Annotated in this window: 14 protein-coding genes and 3 pseudogenes; 3 read left to right on the top strand and 14 right to left on the bottom strand. The window is 61.1% G+C overall.

The genetic code is table 11. The features are described from left to right. Window positions 1-58: 58 nt before the first annotated feature. From ABH922_RS12910 to ABH922_RS12930, 5 genes are all read right to left on the bottom strand, one after another. Window positions 59-1,438: a condensation domain-containing protein gene (locus tag ABH922_RS12910; protein ID WP_424807295.1), complete on the bottom strand. Its 1,380-nt coding sequence runs from the start codon at window positions 1,436-1,438 to the stop codon at window positions 59-61. Continuing rightward, window positions 1,438-2,883 carry a condensation domain-containing protein gene (locus ABH922_RS12915; RefSeq protein ID WP_424807296.1) on the bottom strand — a complete coding sequence of 482 codons (1,446 nt, stop codon included), beginning with the start codon at window positions 2,881-2,883 and terminating at the stop codon, window positions 1,438-1,440. Before ABH922_RS12915 ends, ABH922_RS12910 begins: the two co-directional genes overlap by 1 nt. Before the next feature lie 331 nt (window positions 2,884-3,214). Next, window positions 3,215-4,441: a hypothetical protein gene (locus ABH922_RS12920; protein ID WP_424807297.1), complete on the bottom strand. Its 1,227-nt coding sequence runs from the start codon at window positions 4,439-4,441 to the stop codon at window positions 3,215-3,217. Window positions 4,442-4,592: 151 nt separating this feature from the next. Next, complete coding sequence (locus tag ABH922_RS12925) at window positions 4,593-5,942, bottom strand: hypothetical protein (protein ID WP_424807298.1); 1,350 nt, start codon at window positions 5,940-5,942, stop codon at window positions 4,593-4,595. Continuing rightward, complete coding sequence (locus ABH922_RS12930; protein ID WP_424807299.1) at window positions 5,939-7,252, bottom strand: glycosyltransferase; 1,314 nt, start codon at window positions 7,250-7,252, stop codon at window positions 5,939-5,941. Before ABH922_RS12930 ends, ABH922_RS12925 begins: the two co-directional genes overlap by 4 nt. A 132-nt stretch (window positions 7,253-7,384) precedes the next feature. Here ABH922_RS12930 and ABH922_RS12935 point away from each other — a divergent pair. Together ABH922_RS12935 and ABH922_RS12940 are read left to right on the top strand one after the other, a co-directional pair. Further along, window positions 7,385-7,579 (top strand): annotated as a pseudogene (locus tag ABH922_RS12935) (glycosyltransferase); the annotation flags it as partial. A 273-nt stretch (window positions 7,580-7,852) separates the two neighbouring features. Continuing rightward, the gene (locus tag ABH922_RS12940) at window positions 7,853-8,668 is read left to right on the top strand and encodes a glycosyltransferase (RefSeq protein ID WP_424809662.1); all 816 of its coding nucleotides are present in this window, start codon (window positions 7,853-7,855) and stop codon (window positions 8,666-8,668) included. Here ABH922_RS12940 and ABH922_RS12945 read toward each other — a convergent pair. Then, window positions 8,658-9,533, bottom strand: a complete 876-nt coding sequence (locus tag ABH922_RS12945; RefSeq protein ID WP_424807300.1) for a glycosyltransferase family 2 protein — start codon at window positions 9,531-9,533, stop codon at window positions 8,658-8,660. The two genes, ABH922_RS12940 and ABH922_RS12945, sit on opposite strands and share 11 nt — an antisense overlap. A 14-nt stretch (window positions 9,534-9,547) precedes the next feature. After that, window positions 9,548-10,381, bottom strand: coding sequence for an ABC transporter permease (locus ABH922_RS12950; protein ID WP_424807301.1), 834 nt, complete (start codon window positions 10,379-10,381; stop codon window positions 9,548-9,550). Between the two features lie 579 nt (window positions 10,382-10,960). Here ABH922_RS12950 and ABH922_RS12955 point away from each other — a divergent pair. Further along, the gene (locus ABH922_RS12955) at window positions 10,961-12,436 is read left to right on the top strand and encodes a condensation domain-containing protein (protein WP_424807302.1); all 1,476 of its coding nucleotides are present in this window, start codon (window positions 10,961-10,963) and stop codon (window positions 12,434-12,436) included. 42 nt (window positions 12,437-12,478) lie between these two features. Here the strand turns inward: ABH922_RS12955 and ABH922_RS12960 are convergent, their stop codons facing one another. From ABH922_RS12960 to ABH922_RS12990, 7 genes and pseudogenes are all read right to left on the bottom strand, one after another. Then, a complete protein-coding gene (locus ABH922_RS12960) occupies window positions 12,479-12,988 on the bottom strand; it encodes a DUF3145 domain-containing protein (RefSeq protein ID WP_424807303.1) in 510 nt (169 codons plus the stop codon). A gap of 129 nt (window positions 12,989-13,117) precedes the next feature. Further along, complete coding sequence (locus ABH922_RS12965; protein ID WP_424807304.1) at window positions 13,118-13,948, bottom strand: serine hydrolase domain-containing protein; 831 nt, start codon at window positions 13,946-13,948, stop codon at window positions 13,118-13,120. A gap of 37 nt (window positions 13,949-13,985) precedes the next feature. Further along, window positions 13,986-14,414, bottom strand: coding sequence for a hypothetical protein (locus ABH922_RS12970; RefSeq protein ID WP_424807305.1), 429 nt, complete (start codon window positions 14,412-14,414; stop codon window positions 13,986-13,988). A gap of 255 nt (window positions 14,415-14,669) precedes the next feature. Further along, a complete protein-coding gene (locus ABH922_RS12975; protein ID WP_424807306.1) occupies window positions 14,670-15,341 on the bottom strand; it encodes a response regulator transcription factor in 672 nt (223 codons plus the stop codon). Beyond that, window positions 15,338-16,531 (bottom strand): sensor histidine kinase, encoded by a 1,194-nt coding sequence (locus tag ABH922_RS12980; RefSeq protein ID WP_424807307.1) that lies wholly within the window; start codon window positions 16,529-16,531, stop codon window positions 15,338-15,340. Before ABH922_RS12980 ends, ABH922_RS12975 begins: the two co-directional genes overlap by 4 nt. A gap of 19 nt (window positions 16,532-16,550) precedes the next feature. After that, window positions 16,551-18,768: pseudogene (locus ABH922_RS12985) on the bottom strand (MMPL family transporter). A 100-nt stretch (window positions 18,769-18,868) separates the two neighbouring features. Continuing rightward, window positions 18,869-19,847 (bottom strand): annotated as a pseudogene (locus ABH922_RS12990) (carbohydrate kinase family protein). Window positions 19,848-19,973 lie beyond the last annotated feature (126 nt).

Genomic DNA, 19,973 nt, shown 5'->3' on the forward strand with positions numbered 1-19,973 from the left:
GCCGGAACCGGTCGAGGGTCGAGCGCGTCGCACCGCCACCGAACGGCAAAGTCCTGATTCACACAGGCGGGCTGCATTCTCGCAGGCCCTCGACGACGACATCCAGATACTTGTGCACGGTCGCGGCGGCGGGGGCGGGAAACCTCGTACGCACGGCAAGACCCTTGTGAGTGCGCGTGAACCAGAACTGGACATCGTCGGCCCTGGAAATTCGACTGAGTTGTTGCGGATTGGTCGGCAACGCCCCCGTCCCGGTAGTCCGAGATCCTCCAGGCATGATGCGATAGTCGGCGTACGAGACCGAGAAGATGTCTCGGCGTGTAGGCGACATCTCGGAACCCATGCTGCGCAACACTTGCCTCGATGACAGAGAAGACAACAGAATCGCTTTGCGCAGTGCATCATTGACCGATTGAGCGGTGCTGTGTACGTCATCGCTACTTGTCACGGTGATGGGCGCATTCGCCACCAACCAGCCGAACGTGTGATTGTGCCGAGGTTCTCGTCGGGTATGGACCGGAAACAACAGGCGAGTATCCGCCGTTCCGGTCAGTCTGGTTGTGGCCAAACCGACCGATGCGAGAATCGAGCTGAAGGACGAGTGGCGGTGATCGGAGCTGTTCTGGTCGAATCTATCGGCTTCTTCCGCGTCCAGGAGCAATCGAGTATCGGTGCCCTGAGTCGGTATCTCACCGGTCGGCAACCGCAGGTCCAACGGGAAATGGGGAGTATCACCTCCGCACTCGCGAAGGAAGGACCGCCATCCGGCTATACGTGGGTCGTCGGGCTCCGGGTCCGGAGTGGCCGATTCCCGAAAACAGTAATTCAGAAAACTACCGGGCTCAGGCAAGGGATCGGGCGTGGGCGGCGATGCGCCCACCTGCGTGTACTGACGGTACAGCGCATTTATCTCGGCGATCGCGATACTCATCGACCATCCATCGCAGATGGAATGGTCGAATCCACAGATCACCGTCGACTGGTCCTCGCGACTGATCGCGCCGAGAAAATATGCCGGAAAGGCAAAAGGGTTGCAGCACCTGTCCAAACGCTCGCCCAACAGTCCTCGTACCAGCTCGGGCGTTGGTGCGTCGACCACTGCCACCTCTCGAAGTCTCAGACTGCTCACGTCCGCGACGTCCACGAACAATGTCGCGGGCTGATTCAAACCTTCGACTTCGGAGAACGAGCAGGACAGGGCATCGTGACGGGCCGCCCATGTCTCGAAACTGGATCCGAGCGCTTCTTCGTCGACAGCGCCGCGAATATCGAAAGTCGCTGCGAGCCAGGTGGTGTCACCTCTACTCCCGGTGAGGTGAAGATACTGGTTGGAGATGGGCGGAACCGGATATGTCGACCCCGAAGCGATCTCCGTGGGGGTCCACTGCAGGATGCGGCCGGGGCGGGCGTCGAAGCGATCGAGATAGGTGACGCGCATCAGGCCGTTTCCCTCTCCTGCGGAACCAATGCCTGCCCTTCGACTCGGTAAGCCGAATCGGTAGACGACGGCGCGGTCACCTCGCCCCGGACCGCGAATTTCTCCATCTCGTGCCGCAACCGGCCGGCGAACTGATGGATGTGACGAGTGGTGCGGGAGTCGCCCGGATGGCGGATCGCAACGTTGAGCCCTTCTGGCGTTCGTATCAGCCAGATGTACACTTCGTTGCTCGAATGATCGCGACTGCGCAGGCCACGGGCCTGCCAACTCGGCCACTGCTCAGCACCGGGCACATAGCGGATATCCATGTAGGAAAGAACAAAAGGAAGGTCCTGAGGGCAGCCGATCAGTTCGCACACCCTCGAGTACGGCAAGGCTGCTGCCGGGCGAACGCGGCGCATCTCGTTGCCGGCGAGCTCGGTGAGATCGCTGACCGACGCTGTCGCCGAGATCGGAATTCTGACCGGCACCAGACCGATGAACCATCCGAGCGCTGCAGCCCACCGAACTTCGGTTCGGGTATGTTGTGGCACGATGACCCTGAATTCACTTGCATCAGTGAGATCCCCGGTCACCTTCGCTGCGCACGCGAGTATCGCAGCGAGGAATCCTTGGTTGCTACGTCTACTTGCCTCCGCGAAGCGGTCCGCCCCCGACGAGCTCAAGAACCAGGCGGACACGCTCTGTTGGGGTATCCGAAGGCCGGCGATCGGCTCGGGCAGCGCGGGAAAAAGCGGCACCTCGTCGTTGTCGTAGAACTCACGCCACGTCTGCACGGCAGTATGCGATTCGTCCAGGTTTTCCAGCAGATCTCGTTCCGCGACGCCGAAGTCGATGTAGCTTCCGGCCTCCGGCAGTACCGGTAGGCTCCCCTCCGTCACCGACAGGTAAATGGTCTGCAACTCGTGCGCCGTCAGCGCTATCGAGTATCCGTCCAGTAGCGCGTGATCGGCAGCGAAGACGACGGTGAAATGGCCGGCACACTCGATCGTCGCAAAGAGATACGCCGGCCAGACGAGGGTATTCGTTGACCGATCGAGTAAGTGCTGCAGATGCGCGAAGACGGACATCGACGATTCGAGGTATCCGATGTCTTCCGAGCTGATACGCACCCCACCCCGTTCCGCCGTCCGACGAACGATTGTCTGCCGCTCTTTCGCGACGTGTGTTCGCAACACTTCGTGACGGTCGATCCAATGATCGAGCGCGCAGGCCCATGCCTGCCGGTCGAGTCGGCCGCGAACACGAAACGACGTACCCAACCAGGTGGGTTCGTCACCTCCCGTCACCTGGCGCAACTCAGCGTGGTTGACATGTGCTTCGTGAATACCACTGACCGGACGCTCGTCCGCGGGCCAGTGTGCGGGTGATGTCACCGTCCGGGGAGTCCACTCCGTGAGAATCCCGGGTGGAAACGGATAATCGGCAAGTTCGGTGAATTCCATGTAGAGAACCGATCTCTCGCGGTGGCTGTCATTTTGATCCTGAAATAATGTCGAACATCGGCTACCGGGAGCGAAATATTTTGCCAATTCCAAGTAGATAGCAGCCCGAAGCCGAGCACAACCCTCCGAAACCACATGTGACGAGCAACATAAGTCTTTGTCCGACGTAATGAAAGAATACTTTTACGTGATCAATTTTCCTACGACAGCCGATCCATGAATCAATATCTCAGTCATGTCGTGAACACGATCCCATCTCCGTTCCGGACGTGGACACCGCACTGATCAATTGAACCGCTCTTGCGGGAATCGCGCTGCACCGAATACATTCTCACCACCGAGTCGACGACAATCCCCACTCGGCAAGTTCGCGCTTCACATGTTTTTCGAGATGGATCGCGTCACCGAAGTAGTCGGGGTGGATTCCGAATATCGACAATGTGATCTTGTCCCCGTATCCCACGGCCCACGCGGCAATTGCCGGACCCTGCCTGCGCCGGTCGGACGCGGAGTTTCCTTGCATGATCGCTCGAATCGCGAAGGATTGCGCGACGTGTCCGCCGAGCGTCGTCGCCGATTGCGGCGCGTCACCGAGGTTCGACACCGTGGCGTCCGGGCCCTCGACCGACCGCATCATCTTCCCGATGATCTTTCTCGGCAGGAGTCGGACGACCGCTTGCAGGTTGTCGGCGACCATGTCGTTGCCTGCCTTCGAATACTCGATCAGGGCATGTTTGCTCAGTGCCCGTATTCCGCCAAGCCCTCGCTCGGCACCGATCTCGTCGGGCACCCTGATCCACACCCCTCCCGAAGCATTGGCACTGTCTTCGCCGTCTTCACGCTTGTTCACCGCGATACAGACTCGTAGACCTCCATCCGAGATCGGAAGCCCAGTTCGTTGAACGACGCCCCCGATGATCGCTATGAGAAGACTGTTCGAAGTGCCGCCGTGTTGCCGCGCGACCGCGGTCCATTCGTGGGCGTCGACGTCGAGAATAGCCAGGGTCGTCTGGGGAGTACCACTGCCCGAGAGCGGTGCGTCGATTCGCTTGGCAGCCACCGCCTTCTTCTTCGTACCGTGCCGCTGACGCCACATCGCCGTAGCGATGATCCGGCCGGCCCGGGCCGCCTCCGTCAACTGGGAGATCGCGTCGGTGAGGTCCTCGAGCACTCCCCGGACATCGGTGACCTCTTCCGAGGTGGGAATCGAGCTCGACGATGTGCCCGTCCGGGCCGCGTCCAGTGCGTTGTACAACCCCTGGCCGTCCGTGATCATGTGCGAGACGAGTAGAGACAAGACGAACCGTCCGGACTCGGTGTGTGCACACTCGAGATGCCACCCGTGGCCGATAATGGGCTCGAGATTCGATGTTCGCAGCCGCTCTTCCGCCCAAGCCGATACCTCGTCGTCCCGAATCGGGTCCGGCTCGGTATATACCTCTGGCGTTTTCTCGGCTTTGACCCATCGATGCCGCGCAAAGGGAACCCACACCTGGTGCACACGTCTGTTCAAGGCCCCGCTTGCCAACTGATCACGTAATTGCGCGACCACGTCCATACCCGGATTGCCAGGATATATCCACAAATACTGTATGGGCGCCGACAGCCCGAAGTATTGTTCTGCCATCAAATACGATTCATCTGCCCCGGCTACTCGATTCATTCAATCCTCAATTCGAAGATGAAACAGTAAATTCTCCCGACAGCTGTCAGCAGATCAGATGTGAGACATTCCACGACTCGAGCTCTCGCGACAATATTTTTCCCAGTTCGGCTGAACTACCGAAATGTAATTCGTCAAAAGCAACCACGGTAATCGTGACAGTGTCACCCACTTCGACTAGCCACGATTGCAAGCCGTCGCCGAATCGGTAGCGCGCAACGGGGTCCACATTCTGCGCTATTCCTCGAAAAGCGACTCGGTACGCGTTTTGGCCGCCGATCGTTGCCAACTCGGCGGAATACCGGCCCAGATTGGACGTCACGGCGTCCGGCATTCCCGATCCAGCGGTGGCATATTTCACGAGAACCGGGTCAGGCAACATGAGAATCAGCGGTTGCAGGTGAACTACCGCGGGCCGTCGTCCCGATGACAGTTGAACAAATGCGTGCTTGCATTTACTACGAATGCCACTCAAATCCCCACCGGCTACGGGCTCGTCGACCAGAACGACGGACACACCGGCGGTCGCGTTGGCTCGTTCGTCGTCTTCGGTGCGTTGACTGACCGGAACACCGACTTTCACCGGTGTACCCAGGGGCGCATATCCGGCCCGACGAAGCGCCCCTGAGATCACGGCAATGAACAGCGAATTGGGTGTTCCGCCGTGCAGCTGGGCTGCGGACGACCAGAGCGAACTGTCCACCGAGATGGTCGCCCATTTGTAGTCGACATCGGGAGATCGCTCATGAGGTGGCGACTTCGTCGATGCCGCCACCTCATTCCCGACTTCATTTCCATGTCCGAGAACTGATGTCACGCAAACTTTTCCGAGACCGGCTACCGCGTTCGCCACCTGTCGAACTGCATCGAATCCGTCGGCGAGCAGATTCGACGAGGGCGCGCCGGTAACTCGCGCACCGTCGTTCACGGGATTGCCGAACGGCCGCGGTACGCTGCCCGTCACCGCATCCAATGCCGCTGACATCATGGCTTTACCGTCCGTCACCATGTGGAGCGCGGTCAACGACAGAATGAAGCCACCGTCGACAACATGTGCGCCGCGAAGCCGCCACGCTCGACCGGATTCCGAATCCAGTGGTACTGAATATAATTCGTCATCCATCCAGGCGGACGCGTCGGACACATCGACCAAGTCACTGTCGACGACTACATCACACGCCTCCGAAGACATGATCCACGACGGCCTGGCGAATGGAATCGGCGATCGCACCAGACGTCGATGAAGTGGGCTTGCCCGGAGCCTCGAGGCCATGTTCTCCAACGCAGATCGATCCGGCGCTGTCCTGAACATCCATTGCACCTGCAGTACGACGGACCACCCCAATGCCGTGCTCACGAATCGGTACAGGAAGTCCGACGGCTGAAGGCGATTCACGTGACGACCTTCGGCGCAGCAGTGGCGTCCCGATTTACCTTGCCTGCGGCCGCGCGGAACTCGATGACATCGGCCGCTGCGGATACCGCTGCCGCCGATGTGGTCAAGGTCGCCCCGAATTCTCGTACCCGGTGGCGACAGTCCTCGTCCAGTATGCCGCTCAGACCCGATCGCAGCCGGACCGAATCGAGTCCGCGCAACGGTGTCGTGACGCCGATGCCGATCCTCGTCAATTGCGCACCCCAGAAGGGTTGATCCGAACCGACCGAGCAGATCATCGTCGGGCATCCGGCACGAATGCCGGCGGCCGTGGTTCCGGCGCCCCCATGATGAACTGCGGCCCGGCATCGCGGCAGGATCCGACTGTGGTCGACCGAACCGACCAGTTTCACGTGCGGATATCGACGCGCATCGAAGTCGTTCCACCCGGCACTGACCAGGGCCCGCACTCCGAGATCATCACACACGTCGGCGATCACCGATGTCAGCGCCGCCGGGTCGGGCACTGGCATGCTGCCGAACCCGAAGTACACCGGAGGCGTTCCGTCCTCGATCCACGAGGCAACGCCCGGATCCAGATCACGATCTTCACCGATGTCGTGTCGTTGCTCGGCATCGAGATCCAAAAATCCGACAAAGGGACGCTTCTCCCCCCATTCGGTGCCAAGCTCCGGCACGAACGTTTGATCGTAGGCCTGGATTTGGATGCCGCCGGACTCGACTATCCGCTCCGGCAACGGTTTTGTCGCCGGAGCGAGGCCCAGTTCCGACCGGAGTCGATTCTCTCGGGCCCGAGTCAGGCGCCAGAAGACTCTGTCGAACACGGCCCAACTCATCCGATTGAGCCAGTGGGGCAACGCCAATGCGGCCCCGGGTACCGGGGATACGTACCGGTTCGCAACGACAGGTGCATGGTGCAACGTCACGAACGGCACACCCTGGGCCTCGGCGAAGTTGAAAGCAACCTGTTCCGTGGTGAATCCGGTGACTATCGCGTCCGCATCGGCGCAGATCTCCCGCATCTCGCCGACTATCTGCGCCCATCCGAAGTCACGAATTTCGGTCAGGGCACGCAGACGCTGAAGTAGCGAACCCGTGCGCGCCCGGACGCGCACCAGGTCCGAGTTCATGTGCGCCCGCGTGTCGTAACCGAACGACCGCGAATCCAATCGCAACCTCGAGGCGAATTCGAGCAGGTTCGGTGGCGACCCGAACACCACGTGGTGTCCCCGTCGTCTCAACTCGGCCCCGATCACCGCGGCAGGCTGCACGTCACCCCGAGTGCCGTTGAAAGCGAAAACAATCCTCATGGAATTTTCCAATCAGGTGCTAATGTTGAATCGCGCGGACCCTGGAGGCTTCATCGTAAACCTGACGAATAATCACGGTAACGTCCATATGTTTCGATTACATGACAACCTCGAAGGAATGTGATGTAAGTCATGAAATTTACGTTAGCTTTCACTGGATCCCGCGGCGATATTCAACCTGCAATCGCACTTGGCATCGAATTATCCGATCGAGGGCACGACGTCATACTGGCCGTACCCCCAAATCTTGTCGATTTCACCCGTGCATCGGGCCTGAATGTCCACCCGTACGGGGTGGACACCAATGTGTTGCTGTCGTCCGATCTGGTGGGAGTCGAACTCAAATCATCTAATCCTGTGAGACGACTCAAAGCAGTGACCGAGATGACTGTTCGCGACGGCCGATTGATGCAATCTCAATTGCTGGCACTGACAGAATCAGCAGATGCGGTCATCGGCGGAAGTGCCGGTCAAGAACGCAGCCTCAATGTTGCCGAATTTCGAATGATTCCATATATTCCGATACATTATTGTCCGCTTCGCATCAACAGTTCGGTATTTTTCTTTCAGCAATTGACTCGGCGGTTCCCTCGAGGCGCGATGACTCGGGCGAGCTGGTTCGTGCTCGAACAGGCGTTGTGGCGAGCCGGCAGGAGCGGCGAGGCTGTACTACGCGCCGAACTGAAGCTTCCGCCCACTACCGCGTCGACGGCCACGACCGTCGGTCGACAAGGTGTACCCGAAATTCAAGCCTACGATCGGGTACTGTTCCCGGACCTCGTCGACGAGTGGGGGCAGCGCAGGCCGTTGGTCGGCTTCCTCAACCTGTCGTCCGGGACCCGCACCCTGATGGACGTCGAGGCTATCGAGCCCGTCCTCGACGCGTGGCTCGACGCCGGTTCCGCACCTGTCTACGTCGGATTCGGAAGTATGCATATCGACAACCCGGACGCCGTGGTCGGCGCGATCACCTATGCTGCAGGTCAACTCGGTATGCGAGTGCTCGTTGCGATGGGATGGAGCGACCTCGACATCAGGAGTGACGATCGGGTCATGATCGTGCGGGCCGTCGATCACGAGAAGGTGCTGCCTCGTTGTCGGGCTGCCGTCCACCACGGCGGGGCCGGGTCCACGGCTGCGAGTCTTCGCGCCGGGATCGCTACTCTCGTGTGTTGGATCGGTGCCGATCAGCCACTGTGGGGAGCACGGATCGAACACCTGGGCGCCGGAATCAGCGTCCGGTTGGCGGACATGTCCGCGAACTCCTGGAGGTCCGCCCTCGCGCGCGTGCTGTCAACCGAGTGCGAGGCTACCGCCAAACGGATGTCGAAGGATATGACCAGTGCCGAGAATGCCGTCGCTCATTCCGCCGATATCGCAGAATCAGTCGTCGTTCGGCGACGCGTCACGGGATGACGCGATTCACCCTGCTCACTCGAAAGTTTCGGAGCGCGAATTCGTGGGATTCCGAGTCGAAGCCTCTGATGAGAACGAGCCGCGCCGAGTGTATTGCCACAATAACCGGAATATATAAAATTCCCGCCAGTGCCAGATATCCGTACCTTCGATGCAAAAGCAGAGTGCGCGGTAAGAAACTCATATAGTTTACAAATGAGAAGATTCCAGTTTCCATCCTTCTCGACGATACGCCGACGGTAATCGACGGAATAAATGCAATTCGACCTCCTATCCGTTTGATACACAAACCAGTATCCACATCTTCGAATATATCCCTTCTCATACTCACCAAATCTCGAACAGCGAGCCACGAGTCGCGCCGCAGAATCATATTCGAGCCATAGAGCACCGGCACCTCCTTGACCTCGCTCTTTCGATGTATCACGGGAGTGCGCATTCCCAGATATTTCTTGAGCCTGTCGACGATATCGACGTAGGGAAGTCCGTACACCTCTCCCTTTCCGCACGCAGCCGCCCAGTGAACATCGGTATCACGGGCAAAGAACTCGACGATAGTGCGGGCCCATCCCGGCGGTACCATGGAGTCGGAATCTATACGGGCTATGAGCAGGCCCACCGCAGCGTTCAAGCCTGCGTTACGCGCAAAGACCAACCCCTGTTCACCCTCGCTGATCATCCTCACCTCGGGGTGGCGATCGACGAACCCCGCGACAACCGATGCGGTAGCGTCGGTCGAGTTGTTGTCGACCACCACAATCTCGACAATGTGATCGAGCTGCCGGGTCAGTCGGTCCAGGCATTCACCGATGACATCTTCCTCGTTGTACGTCGGTACCACTACGGAAAGACATTTCGTTTCCACGGCGCATCCCTTTCTCAAGCCCTACGCGTGTAGACACGCAGAGTCACCGGCGCGAACACGGCCAGAACAGCGGTAGCGCCGAACAACGACCAGCCGATCTGACCACTGAAACCTCCGTCGTTCGCGAGGGCTCGAACGGCTGAGACAAGATGTGAAACCGGATTGAGATTTGCGCCCGCCTGCATCCATCCGGGCATGGTCGCGACTGGAACAAGTGCGTTCGACATGAATGTCAACGGGATGAGAACGAGCATCGAAATACCTTGCACAGTGGAAGCTTTGTCCATCAGTACACCCATCAACGCGAAGATCCAGCTGAGCGCGAAGGCCACAACGACGACGAGAAGACCGGCGACGAACAGTCCTGGCACGCTTCCGGGGCGATATCCCATAACCAGGCCGACGACGACAGTCATGAAGACCGCGATGACGTACCGAACCATATTGGCCAGCAACGCGCCTGCGAGCGGTGCGATACGTGCAATGGGCAAGGATCTGAAGCGGTCGTAGACCCCTTTGTTCATGTCTTCCCGCAACTGGACACCTGTCGACACGGATGCGGCGATCGCCACCTGAACCAACAGTCCTGGAATCAATGTCGGCAAGTAGGCACCGGTTGTACCTGAGATGGCGCCACCGAAAATACTCGAGAACATGACCGCGAAGACGACGGGCAAGGCGAAGACGTCGAAGAGTTGTTGAGGTGTATGACGAAGTTTCAGCAGTCCACGCAACGCAAGGGTGCCGGATTGCGAAATCGACTGGGCCACATCGACGCGATGGGGCACCACTCGATCGCGCGGTCGAGATATATCGAATATCGGTTTTGCTGCGATCGCATGCGCCATGCCGAAACCTTCCTGATCTCTCGATTCGTCACGGAAAGTCGCTTCGCTGCGGTTCTCTTCGCTGGACCTGGCCTGCGACGTCAGCTACCACGCGCGCATTCCACTTCGGTCGACCGGCGTGTCCGCCGAGCGCCCGGCCTGATCGCCCCTCCCCCACTGCGAGGCTCGAAACGCCGGCCAGTGCATGTGTCTGTCCCCCCACTTCTGAATCTCCAGCGGCGACGGACGGTCTCCCGTGGTGACGCTGCCAGGAGCATATGCTCGGCTCTGCTCGCTGACAAGCGGCCGGCAATCTACGTGTGCGCGTTATTTCATTGAGCGACAAGGTATCCGTGCCACCTCGCAGGCGATCTTACGTCGGGGCCATGTGTCGTTCATCCACCCGAAATGTCAGGACTGGTGCCACTGTTACCTGAGCGACAATGATGCGCAGACATGACGAAGATTACGTCCAGTCCTCGGATCCAGCCTGTCGTGCGACGTCGCCAGGTGTAGCGTTGACCCCATATTTTCAACAGGGACAACGCAATACGGTGTCGCCGGCTGTCTCCGGATCGGTATGTCGAAAGCAGGGCAGTCATGATCATCACGTCGATACGTAATTGGAAGCCGGATCCCGGAACCCTGTTGGAGTGGCAACCCACACACCGGGCACGGATCATCGCAGACGCCGCACCTGCCGACTCGATACCTCCGACATTCCTGCAGGAGAATCACGTTCAGGGATACCTGGCCAAGAAAAGCCGAGGCGAGAGCCACCGAGCATTCCTCGGAGTCGCATCCGAAGTCGACGGCGATCTCGATGTCGTTGCCTTGACCCGAGCACTGACCCGCTTCGTACACCGACACGACGTACTTCACACCTTCTTCAGTGCCGACGGCGGTATCCCGGTGGTGCACAGAGTAGACCGTTCGGCAATCGATTTCGAGGCGGCCGATGCGGGAGACCTCACCGATTCCGTAGATTTCCAGGCTTACATCCTTGCCCGATTCGAGAGTGAGGCAACATCAGTCAGGTGGCCGGGCTTCGCATTCGGAGCGGTGCTCAGACCAGGTGGATTCACGCTGTACTACGGATGTGATCACGCGTTCACCGACGGCGCGTCGCAAGCACTCGCCTTCTCCGAACTGGCAGACCTCTACCAATCAGAAATATCCGCCACCACACCGAGTCCGTACACGACCGCGCTCACCGACGGTTTCAGTGTCTACGCACGGGCGGAACACGAACGTGCCGCCGCGTACGACACCGAATCTCCCGAGGTTCGTGAATGGCTGACGATATTTGCGGACAACGGCAACAAGATGCCGTCGTTTTCGCTCGATCTGGGCCTCACGCCTGGTCAGACGGCGCCCGTCCGGCCCGTCGAACTGGACCTGCTCGACGCTCCGTCGACGGTCTCGTTCGACGCCGTGTGCAAGGCTGCCGGCGGAAAGCTGATCAGTGGGATATACGCGGCCGTCTCGATCGCCGACTACGAGCTCGCCGGGAGGTCCGACTACTACGGGATGAGTGTGTTGAGCAGTCGCGGGCTGGGTAATTTCCACCTCTCCCAAGGATGGATGTGCAGTTTTGCGCCGGTGGCGTTCCACGTCGGGGCGACGTCGACGTTCACCGAACTGGTAGCGGCCGCGCATGCCGGTCATCTTCGTGCCAAACGGCTGGCCGACGTACCCATTCGGTCCGTGTTGTTGGCGCTACTCGAGGCAGGAGTAGCCGGGCATGATGTGGCCGCAAGTCCTAACATGTTGTCGTATATCGATTTTCGATGGTTCCCGGGTGTCGGGACGCCACCGTACGAGGGAGCGATGGAGTTCACCGGCGAAGGTGAAACGTCGAACGCATCGATGTGGTTCAACCGCGACGCACGGCATCTCTATCTCGGCAGCCAAACGCCTGACACCGCCGCAGCACGGACCCAACTCGAGGTATACCACCAGCATCTCAAACGCATCTTCACGACCGTGGCGGCCCACGGAGAGTACCGACTCTCACCGGCCGCGGCCACCGAGGAGCTACACGGTCTCGATCGACAGACGATCTCAGGCCCCTGACCCGTTCGGCATCCGTCTGCACGACGGTGCCGAACGGACCACTCAGCCGACCCGTCGATGCAGCCACGTGACTTCGGCACCTTCGCCGGAGCTACGGTACGGCTCGAGTTCCGCGTCCCACGGGGTACCCATCGCGTGGTCGATCTGTGTGGCGATGTCACCGCCGGAGTCGAGGATCGATTTCAGGCGCATCTCCCCCACCACGACATCGCCGTTGGCGCTGGTGGATCCGCGCCACAGCCCCAGGGCCGGACAGTGCGAGTACCGTTCACCGTCGACGCCGTAGCTCGGGTCCTCGGTCACCTCGAAGCGGAGCATGGGCCATACTTTCAGCGAATCGACCAGTCGGGCACCGGTTCCGACGCTACCTACCCACTCGGCACTCGCCCGCAAGTGCCCACCGTAGGCAGGCTGAGCCGTCCACTTGAGTTTGGCAGGTCTGTCCAACGTGGAGGACAGAGCCCAATCCACGTGTGGGCACAGCGCCGCGGGCGACGAGTGGATGTAGACCACACCAGTCGTCACGTCCGCGAATTGATCTGTTTCGCGCACTACGAGCCTCCTGCTTCGACGAGGGACGTCTTCCCCAACGACCTCTGCCGATTCAGTGCAGCCTGCTCGGTTGACCAGTGTGCCTTGTGTTGCCTGTGTTGCGCCAGTGGTTCCGTGTAAAAATGTTCATTAACGGGACATTTCCAAAACGACACTGTCGGACAATCCAGACCATAACGGCTTAGCCCAGTCCCCGAACGCGCGATCGGTCAACACTACCGTGGCGACAGCGAGCGCTGGGTCGACCCACAGGAACGTTCCGGTCTGGCCGAAATGGCCGAACGTTGCCGCCGAATTGCCATCGCCCGTCCAGTGCGGGCTCTTGTCACCTCGGATCTCGAAGCCCAGACCCCAGTCGTTGGGGCGCTGCGATCCGTAACCGGGGAGTACACCGTCGAGACCTGCGAACTGCACGGATCTCGCCTGCTGGAACAACTGCGGCGAGATCAGAGTGGGCGTGAGGAGCTCCGCCGCAAACCTCGACAGATCCACCGCCGAGGCCTGAGCACCGTGTCCGGCCGGGCCCACCAATGCCGCTGTACCCATCGACAGCGGCTCGAATACCGCACCGCGCAGATAGTCGGCGAAGTCGATTCCGGTCTGCTCGGTGAGAAAGTCTGCGAGGACTTCGAACCCTGCGCTCGAATAGATTCTCTTCGCACCGACCGCGGCCTGCACCCGGTGTTCCGCGAACGCCAGCCCCGACGCATGTGCGAGCAGATGCCGTACCGTCGACCCGTCCGGTCCGGCAGCCTGATCCAACTCGACTGCCCCTTCCTCGACGGCAACCAGAATCGCGTAGGCGCACAACAGTTTCGTCACCGATGCCAACGGGTATACCCGTTCCTGGTCGCCGACGACAGCGTGAATACGTTCGTCGAGAGCCGAAGACCCTCCGTTGAGGACGACTGCTGCCGCGTTGTCGACGGGCCACTGTTCTACCATCTCGAGGCTGTGCATCCGATCAGGATACGGCTACGGCCGTCGGCGTCGTCGATCACCAGTCGGCTTCGGTGTACCGGATCACACCTCGGATATTCTTGCCGTCCAGCATGTCCTGGTAGCCGTCGTTCACATCGTCGAGCGAGTACGTCCGGGTGATCATGGCATCGAGTTCGAGCGTGCCCACCCTGTACATCGACAGCACCTTCGGCACGCGCTGCCGCCACCGACGATACCGGCACACGCTGCCGCCGCCGAAGATAGTGTCGCGCAAATCCTTCTGCAACATCGACGTCAGGAACAGATTCAGCTTCACGTCCATGCCGATGAGATGGCCCATCGCGGTGACGACGCATCGTCCGGCCTTCGCCGTCGAGATCATCGCCTCCTCGACGTATTCACCTTTCATCTCACCGGCGGGTGATGATCGTTTCTGCGCCACTCGTGCACCGTCACGTACGGGTAGGACGTTCCGAGTAGGCACATCGGGACGACCTTCTCGCCGCATGCCTGAATTCGACAGCTGCCGTCACCGGTCGACTGGCCGCGGAACAGGCCCATGCCGAGGTCACAGAGGTTCTGACGGCCGGACGAACATGCCGGACAGCGGCCGCACGCCGGAACGAACGAGAGCTGACAAGTGACCACAGCCACAATCGAGGAGTATCGAAACGTGCTCGCCTGCACGAGTCGAGGACGCGACTGTGCGATCCCTCCACACGAGGCGACCGCCGTATGATTAGTCCGGTCGTCGACCGGGCACGACAAGTCCGCACTGATATGCCAGGACGACCAATTGTGCACGATCTCGCGCACCGAGCTTGGTCATCGCTCGGTTGACGTGGGTTTTGGCGGTGACAGCGCTGATCACCAACTCGGCCGCGATCTCGTCGTTGGTACGTCCCATCGCCACCAGCACAACTACTTCCCGTTCACGCGGAGTCAACTGCTCGAACACCGCCACCGAGGTATCGGACGTCGGATTGGCGAGGAATCTTGCGATCAGCGCGCGTGTTGCCAGCGGCGACAACAACGATTCGCCGCGGGCAACGGTTCGAACGGCGTCCACCAATGCATCCGCCCTGATGCCTTTTCCGATGAATCCGCCTGCCCCCGCCCGGATGGCCTGAGCGACATGTTCGTCCACTTCGAACGTCGTCAGGATCAGAACGTGAACGTCGACGAGATCAGGGTGTTCGGAGATCATCGCGGTGCCCTCCACACCACTCGTCCCTGGCATCCTGATATCCATGAGAACGACATGGGGTCGATGCTCGAGCGCGGCTCGAAACGCGGCGGCGCCGTCTTCGACTTCCGCCACCACCTCCATGTCGTCTTCGGAACCGATCAGCAACGCCAGAGTTTCCCGAAACAACGCCTGATCGTCGGCAACCACCACCCGTATCGTCACCGGTTCTCCTCGTCCCAGGTTTCCGAGGTCACGGGCAGTTGAGCGACAACCCGGAATCCTCCGTCCGCATCGGGGCCCGCCGTGATGTCGCCCCCGAGTGCCTGCGCCCGCTCCCGCATCCCCCGCAACCCGAAACCCGAACCAGCAGAGGCCGACACCGCCCTCCCCCGGTTCTCGACCACCACGGTGAGGACGGCGCCCTCGTACGTCAGCGAAACGGTCACCGGTCCCGGTAACGCGTGCCTGCCGGCATTCGACAACGCCTCCTGAACAATGCGGTAGGCCGTCAGATCCACCGCCGGACCGAGCGGCCGTGGCTCGCCGCTCACTCGCACCGCCACCGTCATTCCGGCGCCGGTGAACTGGCCGATCAACTCGGTGAGATCACGCAGACCTGGTGCCGGTTCTGTCGAATCATCACCGTCGGGGCCTCGCAGCAAACCGACCGTCGCTCGAATCTCGTCCAGGGCAGCAGCCGACGTCTGTTCTACACCTCGCAACGCCGCCACTGCCTTGTGGGGATCTCGATCGATCAGATGTGACGCGACCCCCACCTGGAGATTCACCAATGCGATGTGGTGCGCCACCACATCGTGCAGATCCCGTGCAATGCGCATGCGCTCTTCGACGACGCGATGACGCGCTTCCTCTTCCCGTAGCCGCTCGGCTTGTTCCGCACGTTCGACGAGAGACTGTAGATACGCGCGGCGCGAGTATGTTTCGGCACCCGCGAACGCGGCGAGCAGCGGCCAGGACATCAGAACGATTCCGTCCAGCAACGGCTTGTCACGATCACCGATGAGCAACGACGTCGTCGCCAACGCCGCTGCCACCGCGACGGCGGTGACAGCGGTCCGCCGACGATCGTTCTCACTCGCGATGTGGAACAGACACACGATCACCGACAGTCCGAGTCCGGTGTTCGACAGCGATGCTGCCCCTATCATCACCATCGAGACCGCTACCGCCACCACCAGTGCCGCCCATGGATGTTTACGTCGCTGAACCACGGCGACGAATTCGACGAGCGCGAGTACCACTCCCCCCGCGGTCAGGTCGCGCGCGCCCCTACCGTCCAGGTCGATCCGTTGCGTTCCGACTGCGATCGCCAGCACCACTACCCCCAGACCTACGTCCACGATCCGAGGGTGATTCGTTCGCCATCGACTCCAGGCGGAAGTTGCCGTCACCGATCAACCGTATCCGGCGTCAGCGCGAGCTCGTCAGGACGGTTTCGGTTCGACGCTCGGGCTGATCGCCCAGCATCGTCGTCAATTGCTCGCCTTCGACGTCGACGTTCGGCACGAGACGGTCGAGCCACGTCGGGAACCACCAGGCGCGGTCACCGAGCAACGACATCACCGCCGGGACGACCGTCATTCGAATCACGAAGGCGTCGAACAGGACGGCGACCGCAAGTCCTAGGCCGATCTGCATGATGAAGGCCTCGCCGCCGAAGATGAAACCCGCGAACACCGCAATCATGATCAGCGCCGCCGCAGTCACCACGCGCGCGCCGTGATCGAAGCCCGTGACCACGGACTCGTCGGGTCCCGCGCCGTGGACGTAGGACTCTCGCATGCGGGTCACCAGGAATACCTGATAGTCCATGGCGAGGCCGAATACGATGCCGACCATGAATATCGGCAGCATGGCCACGATCGCACCGGTCTGACCTTCGATGCCGAGCAACCCGGCGAACCAACCCCACTGGAAGATGGCAACGAGTACCCCGAACGTGGCCCCGATCGAGAGCAGGAACCCGAGGGTCGCCTTGAGCGGTACCAGGATCGACCGGTAACACCAGCATCAGGAGCACGAAGGCAAGGCCAACCACCAGGGCGAGATAGGGAACCAGTGCGTCGGAAAGTCGCTTCGAGACGTCGATGGTGATGGCGGTCTGTCCTGTCACCGACATGGCCGCTCCAGTGCGCTCCTTCAGCGCGTTTGCCGAATCTCTGAGGTCCGCGACCAGGGTCTGGGTAGCCTCCGATTCAGGGCCACCGGCCGGGATCACGGTCATGATCGCGGTGTCGCCCGCCGCATTGGGCACCGGTGGGCTCGCTGCAACGACGCCGGCGAGCCCACTGACCGTTTCCTGCGTCGCTGCCAGCGCCGACGCGGGATCAGGGGCCAGAGCGACATCCACGACCACCATCAGTGGTCCGTTGAAACCGGCACCGAAGCCCTCGGTGAGACGATCGGTCGCCCGGGCAACGGTGGTGTCCGGCGCGGGCGGGCTTGCCAGACTCAGCTTGATCCCCACAGCCGGGATCGCCAGGAGGCCGAGGCCGAGCACCGCAGCTACGAGAACCGGGATACGATGTGCGATAACCCATCGTGCCCAACGTGTTCCGCCACGAACAGTTGGCTTCTGCTCCGTCAGAGCCATTCCGGAGGCAAGTAGCCGTCGATCGGATCGAGTCAGCACGCGAGATCCCGCGAATCCGAGCGTGGCAGGAAGCAGGGTCAGCGAGATCACCACGGCGACCGCGACGGCGAAAGCCGCCGCCAATCCCATGGTCGTCAGGAACGGGATGTTCACGACAAACAATCCTGCCAGCGCGATCACGACTGTCAGACCGGCGAATACCACTGCCGAACCGGCTGTTCCACCGGCCCGTCCGGCAGCGATCTCGGGTTCGTGACCGTCACGCAGTTCTGCTCGATAGCGTGAGACGATGAACAGCGAATAGTCGATCGCTACGGCGAGTCCGAGCATCAGCGCGAGAATAGTGGTGCTGGAGCCTAATTCGATGAATCCGGTGGCAATGGTGATGGTACTGACGGCGATACCGATTCCGACCAGCGCACTGATCAGAGGAAGCCCGGCGGCGACGAGTGAGCCGAAGGTGACGGTCAGCACCACTGCTGCGATAGCGACGCCGATGATTTCACCGAGCGATTCGGCGCCCGTTTCGACCAGCACGCTGCCTGACACGTCGACCGCAAGTCCGGACTTCGACGCCTCGGCAACCGCGTTCTTCACCATCTCCCGTGAGCTGTCCGGAAGGTCGATCGGATTCTGCGTGTACGAGACCTGCAGGTATCCGATGGTTCCGTCCGGAGATACGCCGCCGCCGGTGTAGGGGTCGGAGACCTCAGCCACTTCCGGATCCTGACCGAGGGTGGACACCAGGGTCTTCACGGACTGCTGCACGCCCGGATCTGTCAGCGTGGTTCCGCTCGGCGATTCGAACACGACGCGAGCACCGGCTCCACCTGCGGCGGCCTCGGGAAAGCGCTCGGCCAGAAGATCTTGGGCAGCTTGCGATTCGGTACCCGGAATGGAGAAGGCATCGACGGTGGGCCCGGACAGCGTCGCCGCTCCGATTCCGCCCAGTACGAGCGTCACCAGCCAGAAACCCACCATCGCCAGTCGCCGCCGAAACGCGAATCGCGCGAGTTTGTACAGAAAAATCGACATGACACGACTCTGCCGGTCGAGCACCCCGTCGCACATCGTGCATACGTCGTCGATTCCAGGTACTGCGTTCGTAGTACGCGGCGCTCCCTCGATACCGCGGCTACCCCATGTCGGCCGACGTCGGCGGATCGGCGCCGGGACGGGAGACAGTGATCGCGGCAGCCCGGGCGGCGTAGGTCAAGGCGTCGCGCCAGTCGTTCTCGCCAAATCCTCGCACCGACTGCGGATCGAGTGCCCCGTGTGCGTCGAGATAGGCGAGCAGAGCGCCGTGGGCGGTGTCGCCGGCTCCGATCGTGTCGGACACCGTCACCGTCGGAGCCGGCACCGACACCTCGAATGCGTCGGTGATCACCGTCAGTCCGTCGCCGCCGCGGGGTGAGCAGGATTGCCCCCACTCCGTCACGTCCGTCGGTGGAACCGAGCCATTCACGTCCGTCGGTGGAACCGAGCCATTCACGTCTGTCGGTGGAACCGAGCCATTCACGTCCGTCGGTGGAACCGAGCCATGCTGCGTCGTCGTCGCTGACCTTGAGGATGTCGATCGAGGGCAGCCAATTGCGAAACCGTCGACGATAGCCTTCCTGATCGCCGATGACGGCAGATCGAATATTGGGGTCCACCATGGTCAGTCGACCTTGATCGTGCGCTTCGTGTAGAAGTGCTTCGTATGCGGACGCGCCGGGTTCCAACACCAAGGACAAGGTGCCGAAGGAGAAGGCCTGCGCGTCGGGTAATTCCGGGCGGACGAATTCGCGGTCTGCCGTCCCTTCGAGATAGAAGCTGTACCGCGCGCTCCCGTCCGACGAAAGGTTGACCACCGCGAGAGTGGTCGGTTCCGGACCGCGCTGCACATCGGCGACGTCGACATTTGCCGCTGTCAACGACGCGATCATGCGGTCACCGAACACGTCGTCGGACAGCCTGGAGACGAACGAGGTCTTCGTGCCGAGCCGCCCCAGCGCCACGGCCACGTTGAACGGTCCGCCGCCCAGCTTGGGTGCGAAGTTCTCACCCACCGGAACCAGATCGACCAGGCCTTCGCCGCATACCGCCACGGCATGCTCGTAATGCGCATTCATGAGTGAACACTATCGTGACCGTGTCCGAGTGGATTGCTCGCTTGCACCTGAATTCTCGCCTCTCGTGAACACGTGGAAGTGACCTGCCCGACGCGGAGGGGGACGACATCGGGCAGGTCACGCTTG

The organism is Rhodococcus sp. 27YEA15 (assembly GCF_049739425.1).
GTDB lineage: Bacteria > Actinomycetota > Actinomycetes > Mycobacteriales > Mycobacteriaceae > Rhodococcus_F.

What these genes read in the sequence shown, in the direction of transcription:
- ABH922_RS12915 (WP_424807296.1), bottom strand. Translation starts at nt 2,883, where the DNA reads ATGGAATTCACCGAACTTGCCGATTATCCGTTTCCACCCGGGATTCTC.
- ABH922_RS12920 (WP_424807297.1), bottom strand. Translation starts at nt 4,441, where the DNA reads ATGGACGTGGTCGCGCAATTACGTGATCAGTTGGCAAGCGGGGCCTTG.
- ABH922_RS12930 (WP_424807299.1), bottom strand. Translation starts at nt 7,252, where the DNA reads ATGAGGATTGTTTTCGCTTTCAACGGCACTCGGGGTGACGTGCAGCCT.
- ABH922_RS12965 (WP_424807304.1), bottom strand. Translation starts at nt 13,948, where the DNA reads ATGCACAGCCTCGAGATGGTAGAACAGTGGCCCGTCGACAACGCGGCA.
- ABH922_RS12910 (WP_424807295.1), bottom strand. Translation starts at nt 1,438, where the DNA reads ATGCGCGTCACCTATCTCGATCGCTTCGACGCCCGCCCCGGCCGCATC.
- ABH922_RS12950 (WP_424807301.1), bottom strand. Translation starts at nt 10,381, where the DNA reads ATGGCGCATGCGATCGCAGCAAAACCGATATTCGATATATCTCGACCG.
- ABH922_RS12940 (WP_424809662.1), top strand. Translation starts at nt 7,853, where the DNA reads ATGACTCGGGCGAGCTGGTTCGTGCTCGAACAGGCGTTGTGGCGAGCC.
- ABH922_RS12955 (WP_424807302.1), top strand. Translation starts at nt 10,961, where the DNA reads ATGATCATCACGTCGATACGTAATTGGAAGCCGGATCCCGGAACCCTG.